This window comes from Pararhizobium sp. PWRC1-1 (assembly GCF_049897905.1).
Taxonomy (GTDB): Bacteria; Pseudomonadota; Alphaproteobacteria; order Rhizobiales; family Rhizobiaceae; genus Pararhizobium.
On the sequence record NZ_JAFCXE010000006.1, the window covers coordinates 149,782 to 163,718 of the forward strand.

Consider the following 13,937-nt stretch of genomic DNA (forward strand, 5'->3'; position numbering starts at 1 on the left):
ATTAGGCAGCGTCTTTCGCCAAATTGATGCCACCGGCGTCCGTGAGCAGAAAGGCCTCGCCGCAGGCCGTCGCCAGTGTGCGCACGCGCAGAATGTAGCTTTGACGCTCCGTCACGGAAATTACGCCGCGTGCATCGAGCAGGTTAAAGACGTGGCTGGCCTTGATGCACTGGTCATAGGCCGGGAAGACACATTTGTGCAGGATCGCATTTGCGCCTGTATCGGGCGCACCGGCGGCCAAAAGCGCCATGCATTCCTTCTCGGCATCGACGAAATGCTGCTGCAGCATCGCCGTGTTGGCATATTCGAAATTGTGCCGGGAATATTCCTGCTCCGCCTGCAGGAAGACATCCCCGTAGCTGATCTTCTCGTCGCCCTCCCGGCCGTTGAAGTTCAGATCGTAGACATTGTCGACGCCCTGGACATACATGGCGAGGCGCTCGAGACCATAGGTGAGTTCGCCGGAGACCGGCGAGCATTCGATGCCGCAAACCTGCTGAAAATAGGTAAACTGCGAGACTTCCATACCGTCGCACCAGCATTCCCAGCCGAGACCCCAGGCACCCAGCGTCGGGCTTGCCCAGTCATCCTCGACGAAACGAATATCGTGCAACAGCGGATCGAGACCGATGGCCGCCAGCGAACCGAGGTAGAGTTCCTGCAAGTTCGGCGGGTTGGGCTTCAGGATGACCTGGTACTGGTAATAATGCTGCAACCGGTTGGGGTTTTCGCCGTAACGCCCGTCGGACGGGCGGCGCGACGGCTGCACGTAGGCTGCCCGCCACGGCTTGGGGCCAAGCGCGCGCAATGTCGTTGCCGGATGAAAAGTGCCGGCGCCGACTTCCATGTCATAGGGCTGCAGAACCGCGCATCCCTTGTCCGCCCAGTAATTGTGCAGTGTCAGAATCAGCGCTTGAAAGGAGCGCTTGGGGTTCATGTGGTCCGGGAGAGCGGCGGCGGTCATGGCATCAGTCCAGGTTGAAGGTATCTGGCTGTCTGGTGCCATGATGGGCGAAGAGGGTCAAGGGGCGTGCCCGGCTGGCGAAACAGAAGGAGCACCGTGCGTACCCTTGTCTCGTTGCGGACAATTCGCCGTTTATGATAGGCTAGCCTTGAAACAAGGGATCGGCACATGACCGTCAAGATCGCAATTGAACTGGACGAAACCCACCGGGAATTCGCGGAAAAAATGGTGGCGGATGGCCTCTATCCATCCGTCTCCAGTGTCATCCAGGCCGGGATCGAGCAGATGATGCAGAATGATACCGTTGCTGCCGATCCATTGGCGGGAATGGCGGACGAGATCCGAAGAAGAATGGAACTGCCGAAGGATCAATGGATACCACTGGAGGGCGACACGATGTTCGATGACATACGCGCCCTTATCCGCGCGAAAAGGGGCTGATCGGTAGAATGCGCTACAAGGTTGTTCGCCACCCGCTTGTCCGTGACGACCTTTCCACGATGACCATTTTTATCGGCGAATACGCGGGATATGATGTCGCCGAGACGAAAATCAACGATATCGAAGCCACATTGCTTTCGCTGCATGACTTCCCGCATGTCGGCACGGTCCGCAACGAAATTTATCCGGGGCTTCGCATCATCCCAGCGGCAGGCAAGGCAGTCGTGTGTTTCACCGTCGCTGACGATCGCCGCGAAGCCTACGTTATTTGTGTCAGCTATGGCGGGGCAGATTGGGAATCACGGGTGACGGAGCGGGGTTAACGTCGCCTTCGTCTCGTGCGTTGGCGTCAGCACGATCAAAATTCCAGTCCACTGGAAGCCTGAGCTAGTATCCTTTAATTCTCCCTAACGCCAATTTCCGCCGCTGTGAAATGTCCATCGTCATCACTCCGGCTTCTTCAGCCGATATTCCCCTGTCACCGGATCCTTGACCAGCGTGCCCTGTGTGCCGGTTTCCTGCTGGCGGCGGGTTTCCTGCTGGCGGCGGCTCAGTTTTTCGGCGTCGGCCACGAATTTGCGGTAGCCGACCCAGGCGATGGCTGCAAACAGCAGCATTAGAATCAATTGCGGCATGCGACCTCCCCCCGTTTCCGTCAGACCATCAAAGCCCGAAGCGGCCCCATAATGCTCTTTCCTCCGCCACCTCGGCAAGGCCGGAAACGGCAGAGACGGCAAAACGCTCGGCCATTCCGCTGGCCATCGACGCGCCTGGCTGGCGGCGGCCGAACAGGCCGCGCGAGGCGGAGACCAGTTGCAGCTGGGTCTTTGCGCCAAACCGTTTTTTCAGCTCGCCGCGCATGTCGCCGAGGCTATCGACCAGTCCAAGCTCCTGACCACGTTTGCCGGTCCAGAACAGGCCGGAGAAAATGTCGGGCGTATCGGCCAAAAGATGACCGCGACGCGCCTTGACCATGCCGATGAAGATGTCGTGGATTTCGAGCTGCAGCCCCTTGAGGAACTCGATATCCTTCTCCTTTTCCGGCTGGAACGGATCGAGCATCACCTTGTTGGAACCGGCGGTGTAGACGCGCCGCTCGACGCCGATCTTCTTCAACAGGTCCGGAAAACCGAAGCCGCCGGACACGACACCGATGGAACCGACGATCGAGGTCGGGTCGGCAATGATCTCGTCGCCGGCCAGCGCAATCATATAGCCGCCGGAAGCAGCCACATCCTCGACGAAGATGATGACACGCTTCTTCTTTTCTTCCGCCAGATCGCGGATACGCTGATAAATCAGCCGCGACTGGACGGGCGAGCCGCCGGGAGAATTGATCGAGATGGCAACGGCTGGGGCGTCCTTCATCGAAAAGGCTTTTTCAAGCACCGGCGCAATCGTCGCAAGATTGAGTGCCGGGCGAAACTGGCTGCCACCCGCCATGATCGCACCCTGAAGCCTGACGACCGGGATCGTCACGCCTTCCTTGCGAAAACGCTTCGGCAACAGTTTTCTGAACAGTCCGGCCATCTGAACTCCCTGCATTCGTTGTACGTATTGGCAATCATTATGCGTGTTGGCATGTATGCATTGGCGCGGCAAACGCAATGGCACATCATCAAAATCATCGATTGCGATGGTAGGCGGTACGGCCGTTGTTCATGTCATCGACAGCGGTTACGAACTTGTGCGTCTCTGCCTCATGCACGATCAGTGGCGCCCGCAGCGTCAGCCGCGCCCGGCTCTGCTTGATTGCCGTGACCAGGATGCGAACGGCATTTTCACCGGCGCGCGGATGCAAGGGCGTGATCTCGATGCCGCCGAAACGGCGGCCGCAGGCGGAGATGATCTCGGCGATCGATTCCGGCCGGGCGATCAACGACAGTTGTCCGTTGGGCCGTGCTATAGCGCAGGCCATCTTGATCCAGGTGTCGAACAGGCCATCGGTCATCGCATGCGCCTCAGCCTTCAATGCATCCGGCGTCTTGCGGTCCGAGGCATCGTTGAAGGGTGGGTTCATGATGACGTGATCGAAACTGTTGTCGGCAAGACCGGCTGCAACCCTTGCCCGACCGGTCAGCGATACGTCGGCTTCGAGAACGGATATCCGGCTGCCAAAACGGGCGTTTTCCGCAAGTACCAGGCTTCGCCTGGCAAAATCCGCCATCAACGGCGACCGCTCGACCAGAAGCACTTCGGCATTGTCTAGCCGCGAGGCAACGGCGAAGCCGGCTGCGCCAGCACCGGCGCCGAGATCGGCGACACGGCAGGGCTTTTCCGAGGCGACCAGCGAGGCAAGCAGCATCGCGTCCATGCCGGACCGGTGTCCCTGCCCCAGCGGCTGGATCACTTGAAATTGACCGCGGTGGAAGCTGTCGATGGTTTCGGTGGCCGTCGTCGTCATGCGTCTCGCAATTCCGCCTCAAGCCCAGCATCGATCAAGACCTGCCTTGCCTCGTCCGCATCATCCTCATCGACCAGAAAACGGCGAGGCAATAGGCCGAGTGAACCTTCAAGAATGCTCATGCCCTGATCGGCGATGAAGCAGCCGATGCCGGCATCCTTCATCAGACTTTCGGCAAACGAGAGCACGACGACGTCGTTGGTACGGATCAATTCCTTCATTCCGGGTCGTTTTCCTGCCTTATTTGAGCAAGCGGGACAATTCGCCTCTTGCCGCCACAAGCCCCCCTTTCTATTGTCCGAACTGGAATTTGAACAGGAGTCCCTTGTGTTGGGCGTAGTGATACCGCTGGAAGACAGCAAAAACAAACAGGCATCCGTCAAGCCGCTCGTCGATCTGACGAAGGCGGACATGGAGCGCGTCAACCAGCTGATCCTGTCCAAGGCGGGGTCCGACGTTCAGATGATCCCGGAAGTGGCCAACCACCTGATCTCCTCCGGTGGCAAGCGCCTGCGCCCGATGCTGACGCTGGCGTCGGCCGCCATGTTCGGATTTACCGGCGATGCCCATATAAAGCTTGCGACCGCAGTCGAGTTCATGCACACGGCCACGCTTCTGCATGACGATGTGGTCGACGAGAGCGATCTGCGACGCGGCAAATCGACGGCACGGATGATCTGGGGCAACCAGGCCAGCGTTCTCGTCGGCGACTTCCTGCTTGGCCAGGCATTCCGCATGATGGTCGATGTCGGTTCGCTGGATGCACTCGACGTGCTTTCCACCGCTGCTTCCGTCATTGCCGAAGGCGAGGTGCTGCAGCTCTCCGTCGCCAAGAACATGGAGACGACCGAAGACGATTATCTGTCCGTCATCCGCGCCAAGACTGCCGCCCTGTTTGCAGCGGCGTCCGAAGTCGGTCCGATTGTTGCCAAGACCGACAAGGCCAGCCGCAATGCGCTGAAATCCTATGGCATGAATCTGGGTCTTGCCTTCCAGCTGGTCGATGACGTGCTCGACTATGGCGGCAAGGCGGCCGATCTCGGCAAGAATACCGGCGACGATTTCCGCGAAGGCAAGATCACCTTGCCCGTCATTTTGTCTTATCGCCGCGGCACGGCCGAGGAGCGTAGCTTCTGGCGCGAAGCGATCGAGGGCGGTGAGAGTAACGACCAGAATCTGGAAAAGGCGCTGGGACTGATCACCCGCTACGGCGGCCTGACCGATACCATCGCCCGGGCCCAGCATTACGGCACGATTGCCCGCGATGCCCTGGCGCCGTTGCCGGTATCGCCCTGGAAGGATGCGCTTCTCGAGGTTATCGATTTCTGCATCGAGCGGGTCAGCTGACCGGCCGTTGCAAGGATCGGCCGCAGGCTTGAGGAATTTCTTGCCGCACTGCGCCAAAAAAGCCATTCTATCCGTCCATGTTCCGGTTGCCGTCGAGGGGCGCTCACGATCGAGTGAGCGGAAGTTGACGGCAGTATGTCGAATTGCGTTTTGGCTTGCGTTCAAACCGATTCCGGTTTGCCGGGTTATGCGTTATTGATCTGGGACTGATTCCGCGCGAATCCGGTGTCGGCGCCAAGGGGCGCCGCTCGTAACGAAAGGCTTGTCATGCGGCAAAAACACCTTCTTCGCCTGCTTAGCGGCGCTGCCTTCCTGGCCCTGGCGTCGTTTTCCGGCGTGGCCCCGAGCTTTGCCGAGGAAGCCAAGCCAGCGGTGGAAGAAAGCAAGCCCTTCGATCTGAATTCGGTCAACACCTTCTCCGGCGCGTTTCTCGCTGCCCGCACGGCCGATGTCGATCACGATCTCGACACGGCGACCAAGCTCTACCGCACGGCGCTGGAATTCGAACCGGACAATGTCGACGTCAAGCAGCGCCTGATGATCACCTCGCTGATGAACGGCGATTTCGACGGCGGCGCGAAGATTGCCGAAGAGTTGAAGACCGACAGTTCCGTCGAGCGCATCACCACGATCACCCGTGCCGTTGAGGCGATCCGCAAGCGCGAATATCGCCACGCGCAGAAAATCCTCAACTACGAAGGCCCGAACGATCTTGACCGACTGATGAACGGCCTGTTGCTCGGCTGGGCAAAGGCTGGCGAAGGCAAGCCGAAGGATGCCATCGCCGAGATTCAAGCGATGGAAGGGCCGGAATGGTTCCGCATCTTCAAGTCCTACCATCAGGGCGCCATTGCGCTGGCCGCCGGCGACAAGTCCACGGCCCGCTCGAAGCTGAACGACGCGGTTCTCGACCGCGAAGGCGGCGCCGCTGCCCCCGACACGTTCATGCGTGCCGTCGTTGCACTGGCAAAGCTTGAGGCCCGCGACGGCAACAAGCAGAAGGCGCTTGACGCGGTTTCTGTTGGCGAGGGCTTTATCAACAATTATGCACCGCTGAAGGCGCTGCGCACCAGCATCGAAGAGGGCAAGCCGCAGGAACAGCAGGTCCGTAGCGCCACGCAAGGTGCCGCCGCCGTGCTGTTTTCGATCGGTGCGGCGCTCAACCGCGACGGCGCGGAAGACATCGTCTCGCTCTACCTGCAGACGGCCCGGGCGCTGGATCCGGAAAGCGCCGATATCCTCGTCATGCTCGGCGGCATCGCCGAAAACCTGAAAAAGCCCGAGCGGGCCATCGCGCTCTACAAGAGCGTGCCGGAAAATTCGCCGATGCGGCGCCTGTCGGAAATGCAGCTCGGCCTCAGCCTTGCCTCGATCGGCAAGGTCGATGAGGCCAAGCAGCATCTGAAGGAACTGATCGAGCTCGATCCGAAGGACGTGCGCAGCTACCTCGCCTATGGCAGCGTGCTGTCGGATGCCAAGGACTACAAGGAAATGGGTCTGGTCTACGACCGCGCCGTCGAGGCGATCGGCCCGGTTCCGCAGCGCAGCGACTGGACGATCTTCTTCCAGCGCGGCATTGCCTATGAGCGCCAGAAGATGTGGGACAAGGCCGAGCCGAGCTTCAAGAAGGCGCTGGACCTCAACCCCGACCAGCCGCAGGTGCTGAATTATCTCGGCTATTCCTGGGTCGATATGAACATCAACCTTGAAGAAGGCCTCGGCATGATCCGCAAGGCGGTCGATCTGAAGCCGGATGACGGTTACATCGTCGATTCGCTCGGCTGGGCCTATTTCCGGATGGGCCGCTTCGATGACGCCGTTGGCGAACTGGAGCGCGCCGTCGAACTGATGGCCGGCGATGCCACCATCAACGACCATCTCGGCGATGCCTATTGGCGTGTCGGCCGCAAGCTGGAAGCAGTCTTCCAGTGGAACCAGACGCTGGCGCTGAAGCCCGAGGAAGCGGAAATCCCGAAGATCAAGGCGAAGATCGAAAGCGGCCTGCCGCCGATTGAGGCCAAGGTTCCGGCTGCCGCTGAAGCGGGGGAAACCCAGCCGAAGAAGGTGGCTCCGGACGTTGCTGCCGGCAAGAAATCCTGATCCCGCCTTTCAATGGCAATTGAGGATGGTATTTCTGGATTTTCGCTGACGCGGATCGCGCCGGCGAAAATCAACTTGGCACTGCATGTGGTCGGCCAGCGGGCCGACGGCTATCACCTGCTGGAAAGCCTCGTGACCTTTGCCGATGCGGGAGACCGCATCGGCTTTGCTCTTTCCGATGAAGACCGGTTTACCATTTCCGGCCGCTTTTCCGTTGATCTGCCACTTACGGGTCATGCTACGGCAGGGAACCTAGTGCTCAAGGCGCGCGACCTATTGCGCGCCCATCTCAGCGAAAAGGGCATCAGGGCCGCATCGGTCCATCTCCATCTCGAAAAGAACCTGCCGGTCGCTTCCGGTATCGGTGGCGGCTCGGCGGATGCGGCGGCGACACTTCTCGGATTGCTGGACCTATGGCAGGCTCCCATCGATCGCAGCAGCCTGCAGCAAATAGCGCTGAAACTGGGCGCCGATGTGCCAATGTGCCTTCACGGGCGGCCTCTAATCGCCCGCGGCATCGGGGAAGACATCCAGACGGTGACCGATTTTCCGTCCTTTCCCATGCTGATCGTCAATCCGCTGAAAGCGGTCTCGACACCGGTGATTTTCAAGCGGCTGAGGGACAAGACCAAGCCGCCGCTTATGACACCACCAGGCAGGCCATCGCGTGACGGTTGGATTGATGTGCTGAAAGACCTGCGCAACGATCTGGAGCCGCCTGCCCGCGATCTAGAGCCGCAGATCGGAGCGGTCTCCGAGGCGCTTGGTCTGACCGGCGCCTCTTTCTTCCGAATGTCCGGATCGGGTGCCTCCTGCTTTGGCCTCTATGCAAGCACCGAAGCCCGCGACGCGGCAGCGGCCGTTCTTTCCAGACAACACTCCAACTGGTACGTTCTGGCCTGCAACAGCGTCCATGGAGAGGAAGACCACGATGACCGAGACTAAGGAGAAAAGACCCTTCGTTCCGGTCAGCATCGCGGTTCTGACGGTTTCCGATACCCGCACGCTCGCTGACGACCGTTCCGGCGACACGCTCGTTGCCCGCATCACCGATGCCGGCCACCGGCTTGAAGCCCGCGCTATCGTACCGGATGACAAGCAGAGAATTGCGGCACAGGTCAAAGCCTGGACGCTCACCGACACGATCGACGTGGTGATCACCACCGGCGGCACGGGCTTTACCGGGCGTGACGTCACGCCGGAAGCGCTGGAGCCCTTGTTCGAGAAGCGCATGGACGGCTTTTCCGAAGTCTTCCACCGGATTTCCTACGACAAGATCGGCACCTCGACGATCCAGTCGCGCGCCACCGGCGGTGTCGCCAACGCCACCTTCATCTTCGTGCTCCCCGGCTCCCCCGGCGCCTGCCGCGATGCCTGGGACGGCATCCTGAAACAGCAGCTCGACTACCGGCATATGCCCTGCAACTTCGTCGAGATCATGCCAAGGCTGGACGAGCACCTGAAGCGCGGCTGACCTCAGTTATTTAGTGGTATCTAATTTACCCTGTTCCATTTGGAACAGCGCGCCAGAAATCCTCATAGTAAGACTGTCTTCAGCGGGAGACGGAATGAGGGGGTCAAGATGTCAGCCGTATCGACCTGGGCAACCGGCCTCCCGCGACATCAGCAGCATTGATTTCCAAAACACGACAACCACTCTGAGCAGGAATGCGGCGGGCCTTGTATTTTGAAGGCTGCCGCGCAAGGCGATACGACGCGTTGGCTGGCGCCACGCGGCAAGCCATTTTCACTAGGATTTTTCAATGACGGCAGGGCAGGTCCGAGAGGGCCTGCTCTTTTTCAGTCTACGGGTTTTCGACACCCGGGCGATTGCCAATGGCAACCCATGCCGGCACCAGTTCGCTGCCAAGCCTGCGCACGGCCCGGCCATTGGCAAAGTCACTAAGCGGCGTCGACGGCCTAGCCATTGCCGTGGCCAGCTGGCGTGACAACAGCAATCCCAGCTCCAGGGGGGCTGTCCGTTTCATCACGCGCTGCAGAAACGGCCTGCGGTGCAGGCGGGAGGGGGAAAACCGGGCCGGCGTCTTATTCAGCGACATGTATTCGGCGACATCGTCGATCCATCGTCCCGCGGGCCGGGCGCCCGCTTCGAGCAAAAGCAGCCAATCGCCGCGCGCGGACAGGACGATCTCCTTCATGTCCCAACTTGTGCAGAAGCGGGCACCCGCGGCATCTGCGACGCGGCTGGAGCCATCCTTCGAACCGTGATCCAGAATGATCACGTCGCTGACAAGGCCCTCCACGGCGCCTGCAACCAGCACCGACAGCGTCTGCGCAAGTTCAGCCTCATTGTCGCGGGTTTCCATGATGATCGTCAGCATTGCCGTCCATACCGCATTGCACACGGAATTTCCACAAAGCCATCGTTCCCAGACGATTAACTTTTCATTCATGATGAATACGAGCGCAAACGAACCCAGAAATGCCCCCGCGCTGACGCCAGATCGGCAATGTCCAAATCATTCCGTCGATTTTGTTCTTGCATTGTTCTCATTTTCGCGATAGGAAAATAATCAGAGGATATCGGAACGTCTGCAAGGACCTGTCCCCGGAGAAACCCATGAACGAGCTGTCTCAGATCAGGCAGGGTGCTTTGGCGCCTGCCAATACGGCAGATATGGCCGAAGCGATGATTGCCAGCTCCGGGCTGCGCATCGAGATCGACCGGCGGCGCGGCCGGGGTGCTGCGATCAATTCGTCCGGGCGGTTCGAACCCCTATCGCGGCAACTCGAGGATGACGGCTGGGATTCCCTGGAGGATCTGCCGGTCTTCAAGACCGAAGTTCAGATCGAAAAGCCCCGATCGATCATCAGCCGCAACGATTCGCCCGACATTCCCTTCGACCGTTCCGTCAATCCTTACCGGGGATGCGAGCACGGCTGCATCTATTGCTTCGCCCGCCCGACCCACGCCTATATGGGACTGTCGCCGGGGCTCGATTTCGAGGCAAAGCTGTTTGCCAAGCCGGATGCCGCAAAGCTTCTGGAGCGGGAGCTGGCCAAGCCCGGCTACAAGGTGCGCCCTATCGCCATCGGCACTAATACCGACCCCTACCAGCCGATCGAGAAGGAATGGCGGATCATGCGCCAGATCCTTGAGGTTCTCAAAGGCGCCGATCATCCTGTCATGATCGTCACCAAATCGGCGATGGTCATGCGCGATATCGATATCCTGGCGCCGATGGCCGAGAAGGGGCTGGCGAAGGTCGGCCTGTCGGTGACGACGCTCGACCGAAAGCTTGCCCGGCTGATGGAACCACGGGCCTCGACACCGTCCAAGCGGCTGGAAGCGATCAAGGCGCTGACAGAGGCCGGCATTCCCGCAACGGTGATGATGGCACCGGTCATCCCGGCCCTCAACGACCATGAGATCGAACGGGTGCTGGACGCGGGCAAGACGGCCGGTGCGACGCATGCGAGCTACGTGCTGCTGCGCCTGCCACTCGAAGTCAGCCCGCTGTTTCGCGACTGGCTGCTGCGTAACTATCCGGATCGCTACCGCCACGTCATGTCGCTGGTCCGCTCGATGCGCGGCGGCAAGGATTACGATGCCGAGTTCGGCAAGCGCATGAAGGGTGCCGGTCCCTATGCCTGGCAGATCGGCCGCCGTTTCGAGCTGGCGGCCAAGCGGCTGGAACTGAATGTCACGAGGCGCCCGCTGAACTGCGATCTTTTCGTTCCGCCACTCGGGACCGGCGTTCAGCTGTCGCTGCTCTAACGCAACGCTCAAGGGTTTTTCCGGGATCGATCCCGGAAATCGGAATACCGATGCTGTTTCCTGCCCCGAGACAGCAACGGTCATCCTCCGGCAACCGCCTCATTGCCGAAGGACTTGCAGGGAATCGGGCATGTGTGCGAGTTTCGCCGCATGTCACGACGCACACCGCCCGATTCCCCCTTTCTTTTCGACACTATTGAAGGTCCCGACTTCAGCTTCGAGCTGGCCGGGCGCCGCGATGGGCTTTGGCCGGTCGCAGGCACCGATGAGGCCGGACGCGGCCCGTTGGCCGGCCCCGTCGTTGCCGCTGCCGTCATTCTCGATCCCGACAACATTCCGGACGGCTTGAACGACAGCAAGCAGCTGTCGATCGCCCGGCGCGAGGAATTGTTCGATCTCATCCTCTCGTCCTCCATCGTCTCCATCGCCTCGTCTGCTGCCGGCAGGATCGATGACACGGATATCCGCAAGGCGAGCCTCGATGCCATGCGGCGGGCAGTCTTTGGCCTGTGCGTGGCTCCGGCCCTGGTGCTGGCGGATGGCCGCGACATACCACCTGGGCTTGCCTGTGTAGGCAAGGCGGTCGTCAAGGGCGATGCCCGCTCGCTGTCGATCGCGGCGGCCTCGATCATTGCCAAGGTTTCGCGCGACCGGATGATGACCCGCGCCCATCTGGTTTTTCCCGCCTATGGGTTTTCCACCCATGCCGGTTATGCTACGCGGCGCCACCGCAACGCCATCGACGATCATGGCCCCTGCCCGCTGCACCGGATGAGCTTCCGGCCATTGCGGCAGGACGGCGTTGAAACAACGGACGAGGAATTGCCGGGCTGACCCTTGGGATGACTGGCGCAGTCTTGGAACAAGGGCCTGCGCCCTGCGTTTCCCTTTTTGTTATTGACGTCAAAAGCACAGCTGCGGTTTTTCTTGTGCGCGGCGTGCCCCCGGTAACAAACAGCCAGGCGGACGGGTTATAGAATCAAAATCAACATGCACCCGCGATTCCCTCGAAAGGTTTTAAACCGTGTTTTTTGGCTTGATCTTCCTCGCCGCCACAACAGCGACCAGCGTTCCCGCTGCGCAAGAGCCGACCGCGGACGCATTGCAATCGGATCTTCAGACTGCCTATAGCTGTAAGGATATCGATGGCCGAAAGGTCTGGAAGGGCGGGCTTGCCTATTACATCCAGTCGTTCGTCTACGACGACGGGACGCCGGATGATGCGGGCAATATGGCAACCGACGCAGTCCTGCCCGGCGATAACAGCGCAGAGACGATGCAGGAGTTCGAACAGGCCTGCCTGACCATGGCGCCGACGGCAAGCACCAGCAACTAAAAAGCTGGGCGCATCCGGCTGCCGGTGGCTTTTGCTGGACGAGAGGCACATACCAGCTCTCTTCAGCCCACCGTCACAGGCACACCTCTCCCGGCAGGCGGCTTCGCAATAACAAAAAGGCAGGCACAAAAAAGGCCGGCGCGCGCCAGCCTTTTCAAATCTTTATGATGCAGTCGTTCAGTTCAGGCGGGTCTTCACGTCGCCGATCGCCTTGGCGAACAGGGCGGCCTGGGTTGCCGCATCCGACTTTGCCGTGATGACGCTTTCGGCGGCAGCAATGGCGATATCGACGGCGGTGGCGCGAACCGAGTTGATGGCGTCGGTTTCGGCCTGTTTGATCTTCTGTTCCGACAGAGCCGTGCGGCGGGCGACGAATTCGTCGGTCTTCTGCTTGGCTTCGGCAGTCAGCATTTCAGCTTCGCGTTCAGCAGCGGCAACGATGTTGGCAGCTTCGGCTTCGGCTTCCTTGCGCTTGCGCTGGTATTCGACGAGCAGCGCTTGCGCTTCTGCGCGCAGGCGCTTGGCTTCGGCCAGTTCGTTGGTGATGCGGCCAGCGCGCTCGTCGAGCGACTTTGCCAGCATGCCCGGAACCTTCAGGTATACGATGAGAGCGAGGAAAAGCACCAAGCCGACTGTGGCCCAGAATGTGGCCAGTGAGGTCAAATCCATGATGCTCTCCTTACTTCGCCGCTTTGACCGCGGATGCGATCTCGGCCTTCGATACCTTGCCGCCGATCAACTGCTCGACGACGGCGGCCGCAGTTTCCTCGGCGATCGCACCAACGTCGGCCAGAGCCTTCGTCTTGATATCGGCGATACGGGCTTCGGCAGCGGAAATCTTGTTGTTCAGGCTGACTTCGACCGCAGTGCGATCGGCAGTAGCCTTTGCCTTTGCAGCTTCGCGCGCAGTCGATGCGATCGCGTTGCCCTTGGCCTTGGCAGCGGCCAGTTCCTGTTCGTAGGCAGCAATGGCTGCATCCGCCTCTGCCTTCGAGCGGGCGGCATCGTCGAGGTCGCGTGCGATCGTGTCGTTACGCGTCTCAAGAATGCTGCCGATGCGCGGCATGACGACCTTCGACATCAGAAGGTAGAAAAGACCGAAGGTAATCGCCAGCCAGAGAAGCTGCGATGCGAATGTCGAAGTATCGAAGGGCGGGAACACTCCCGAGCCATGTCCGCCTTCATGGGCTACACCGGTTTCGGTGTGGACCTCGCCGGCAGCGGCGTCGTGGGTCTCTGCGCCTTCGGTGGTGGTTGACTGGGCGTATGCCGCGGTCACAAACATGCTCACCTCCAGGTGCACTCAGAAAAGATGCGGGCCGCGACTTGAAACCGCGGCCCTGCCTTCAAGCCGAACTTAGACGGCGAAAAGGAGAAGCAGAGCTACGAGCAGCGAGAAGATGCCCAGAGCTTCCGTAACGGCGAAGCCGAATACGAGACGGCCGAACTGGCTGTCTGCTGCCGACGGGTTGCGCAGGGCGCCCGACAGGTAGCTACCGAAAATGTTGCCGAGGCCGAGAGCCGTGCCGGCCATACCGAGGCAAGCGAGACCTGCGCCGATGTACTTTGCTGCTTCCGCTTCCATGATTTTCTCCTTCGAAATGGT

The 13,937-nt window shown here is 60.3% G+C and carries 18 protein-coding genes; 9 read left to right on the top strand and 9 right to left on the bottom strand.

Going from position 1 to position 13,937, the window contains the following annotated elements:
* Position 1: 1 nt before the first annotated feature.
* A complete protein-coding gene (locus ACP7E0_RS12075; RefSeq protein WP_426125142.1) occupies positions 2 to 964 on the bottom strand; it encodes a glycine--tRNA ligase subunit alpha in 963 nt (320 codons plus the stop codon).
* 168 nt (positions 965 to 1,132) lie between these two features.
* Between ACP7E0_RS12075 and ACP7E0_RS12080 the strand changes: the two genes are divergently transcribed.
* Both ACP7E0_RS12080 and ACP7E0_RS12085 read left to right on the top strand, forming a co-directional pair.
* Positions 1,133 to 1,405 carry a hypothetical protein gene (locus tag ACP7E0_RS12080; protein WP_426125143.1) on the top strand — a complete coding sequence of 91 codons (273 nt, stop codon included), beginning with the start codon at positions 1,133 to 1,135 and terminating at the stop codon, positions 1,403 to 1,405.
* Between the two features lie 8 nt (positions 1,406 to 1,413).
* Positions 1,414 to 1,728 carry a type II toxin-antitoxin system RelE/ParE family toxin gene (locus tag ACP7E0_RS12085; RefSeq protein ID WP_426125144.1) on the top strand — a complete coding sequence of 105 codons (315 nt, stop codon included), beginning with the start codon at positions 1,414 to 1,416 and terminating at the stop codon, positions 1,726 to 1,728.
* A 123-nt stretch (positions 1,729 to 1,851) separates the two neighbouring features.
* On the opposite strand, the gene ACP7E0_RS12090 is transcribed toward ACP7E0_RS12085, so the two are convergent.
* The 4 genes from ACP7E0_RS12090 to ACP7E0_RS12105 all read right to left on the bottom strand — a co-directional run bounded on the left by ACP7E0_RS12090 (position 1,852) and on the right by ACP7E0_RS12105 (position 4,030).
* A complete protein-coding gene (locus tag ACP7E0_RS12090; protein ID WP_426125145.1) occupies positions 1,852 to 2,040 on the bottom strand; it encodes a hypothetical protein in 189 nt (62 codons plus the stop codon).
* Positions 2,041 to 2,068: 28 nt separating this feature from the next.
* Positions 2,069 to 2,935, bottom strand: coding sequence for a S49 family peptidase (locus ACP7E0_RS12095; RefSeq protein ID WP_426125146.1), 867 nt, complete (start codon positions 2,933 to 2,935; stop codon positions 2,069 to 2,071).
* Between the two features lie 94 nt (positions 2,936 to 3,029).
* Complete coding sequence (locus ACP7E0_RS12100; RefSeq protein WP_426125147.1) at positions 3,030 to 3,809, bottom strand: tRNA1(Val) (adenine(37)-N6)-methyltransferase; 780 nt, start codon at positions 3,807 to 3,809, stop codon at positions 3,030 to 3,032.
* A complete protein-coding gene (locus ACP7E0_RS12105; RefSeq protein ID WP_426125148.1) occupies positions 3,806 to 4,030 on the bottom strand; it encodes a DUF2007 domain-containing protein in 225 nt (74 codons plus the stop codon). Before ACP7E0_RS12105 ends, ACP7E0_RS12100 begins: the two co-directional genes overlap by 4 nt.
* Before the next feature lie 109 nt (positions 4,031 to 4,139).
* On the opposite strand from ACP7E0_RS12105, the gene ACP7E0_RS12110 reads away from it, so the two are divergent.
* The 4 genes from ACP7E0_RS12110 (at position 4,140) to moaB (ending at position 8,730) form a co-directional block, all read left to right on the top strand.
* Entirely contained in the window at positions 4,140 to 5,156 is a 1,017-nt protein-coding gene (locus ACP7E0_RS12110; RefSeq protein ID WP_426125149.1) for a polyprenyl synthetase family protein, read from the top strand.
* Between the two features lie 267 nt (positions 5,157 to 5,423).
* Complete coding sequence (locus ACP7E0_RS12115) at positions 5,424 to 7,256, top strand: tetratricopeptide repeat protein (RefSeq protein ID WP_426125150.1); 1,833 nt, start codon at positions 5,424 to 5,426, stop codon at positions 7,254 to 7,256.
* A gap of 12 nt (positions 7,257 to 7,268) precedes the next feature.
* Positions 7,269 to 8,201, top strand: coding sequence for a 4-(cytidine 5'-diphospho)-2-C-methyl-D-erythritol kinase (locus tag ACP7E0_RS12120; RefSeq protein ID WP_426125151.1), 933 nt, complete (start codon positions 7,269 to 7,271; stop codon positions 8,199 to 8,201).
* Positions 8,188 to 8,730 carry a molybdenum cofactor biosynthesis protein B gene (gene moaB, locus ACP7E0_RS12125; RefSeq protein ID WP_426125153.1) on the top strand — a complete coding sequence of 181 codons (543 nt, stop codon included), beginning with the start codon at positions 8,188 to 8,190 and terminating at the stop codon, positions 8,728 to 8,730. Before ACP7E0_RS12120 ends, moaB begins: the two co-directional genes overlap by 14 nt.
* 331 nt (positions 8,731 to 9,061) lie before the next feature.
* Here moaB and ACP7E0_RS12130 read toward each other — a convergent pair whose 3' ends face one another.
* On the bottom strand, positions 9,062 to 9,598 hold the full coding sequence (locus tag ACP7E0_RS12130; RefSeq protein ID WP_426125323.1) for a glycosyl transferase: 537 nt from the start codon (positions 9,596 to 9,598) through the stop codon (positions 9,062 to 9,064).
* A gap of 239 nt (positions 9,599 to 9,837) precedes the next feature.
* On the opposite strand from ACP7E0_RS12130, the gene ACP7E0_RS12135 reads away from it, so the two are divergent.
* The 3 genes from ACP7E0_RS12135 (at position 9,838) to ACP7E0_RS12145 (ending at position 12,331) form a co-directional block, all read left to right on the top strand.
* Entirely contained in the window at positions 9,838 to 10,995 is a 1,158-nt protein-coding gene (locus ACP7E0_RS12135) for a PA0069 family radical SAM protein (RefSeq protein WP_426125155.1), read from the top strand.
* Between the two features lie 150 nt (positions 10,996 to 11,145).
* Positions 11,146 to 11,829 (top strand): ribonuclease HII, encoded by a 684-nt coding sequence (locus ACP7E0_RS12140; protein WP_426125157.1) that lies wholly within the window; start codon positions 11,146 to 11,148, stop codon positions 11,827 to 11,829.
* 190 nt (positions 11,830 to 12,019) lie between these two features.
* Positions 12,020 to 12,331 (top strand): hypothetical protein, encoded by a 312-nt coding sequence (locus tag ACP7E0_RS12145; protein WP_426125159.1) that lies wholly within the window; start codon positions 12,020 to 12,022, stop codon positions 12,329 to 12,331.
* A gap of 177 nt (positions 12,332 to 12,508) precedes the next feature.
* Here ACP7E0_RS12145 and ACP7E0_RS12150 read toward each other — a convergent pair whose 3' ends face one another.
* The 3 genes from ACP7E0_RS12150 to ACP7E0_RS12160 all read right to left on the bottom strand — a co-directional run bounded on the left by ACP7E0_RS12150 (position 12,509) and on the right by ACP7E0_RS12160 (position 13,916).
* Positions 12,509 to 13,000 (bottom strand): F0F1 ATP synthase subunit B, encoded by a 492-nt coding sequence (locus ACP7E0_RS12150; RefSeq protein ID WP_426125161.1) that lies wholly within the window; start codon positions 12,998 to 13,000, stop codon positions 12,509 to 12,511.
* Between the two features lie 10 nt (positions 13,001 to 13,010).
* Entirely contained in the window at positions 13,011 to 13,616 is a 606-nt protein-coding gene (locus ACP7E0_RS12155) for a F0F1 ATP synthase subunit B (protein WP_426125163.1), read from the bottom strand.
* A 72-nt stretch (positions 13,617 to 13,688) separates the two neighbouring features.
* Positions 13,689 to 13,916: a F0F1 ATP synthase subunit C gene (locus ACP7E0_RS12160; protein WP_056332699.1), complete on the bottom strand. Its 228-nt coding sequence runs from the start codon at positions 13,914 to 13,916 to the stop codon at positions 13,689 to 13,691.
* Between the last annotated feature and the right edge of the window lie 21 nt (positions 13,917 to 13,937).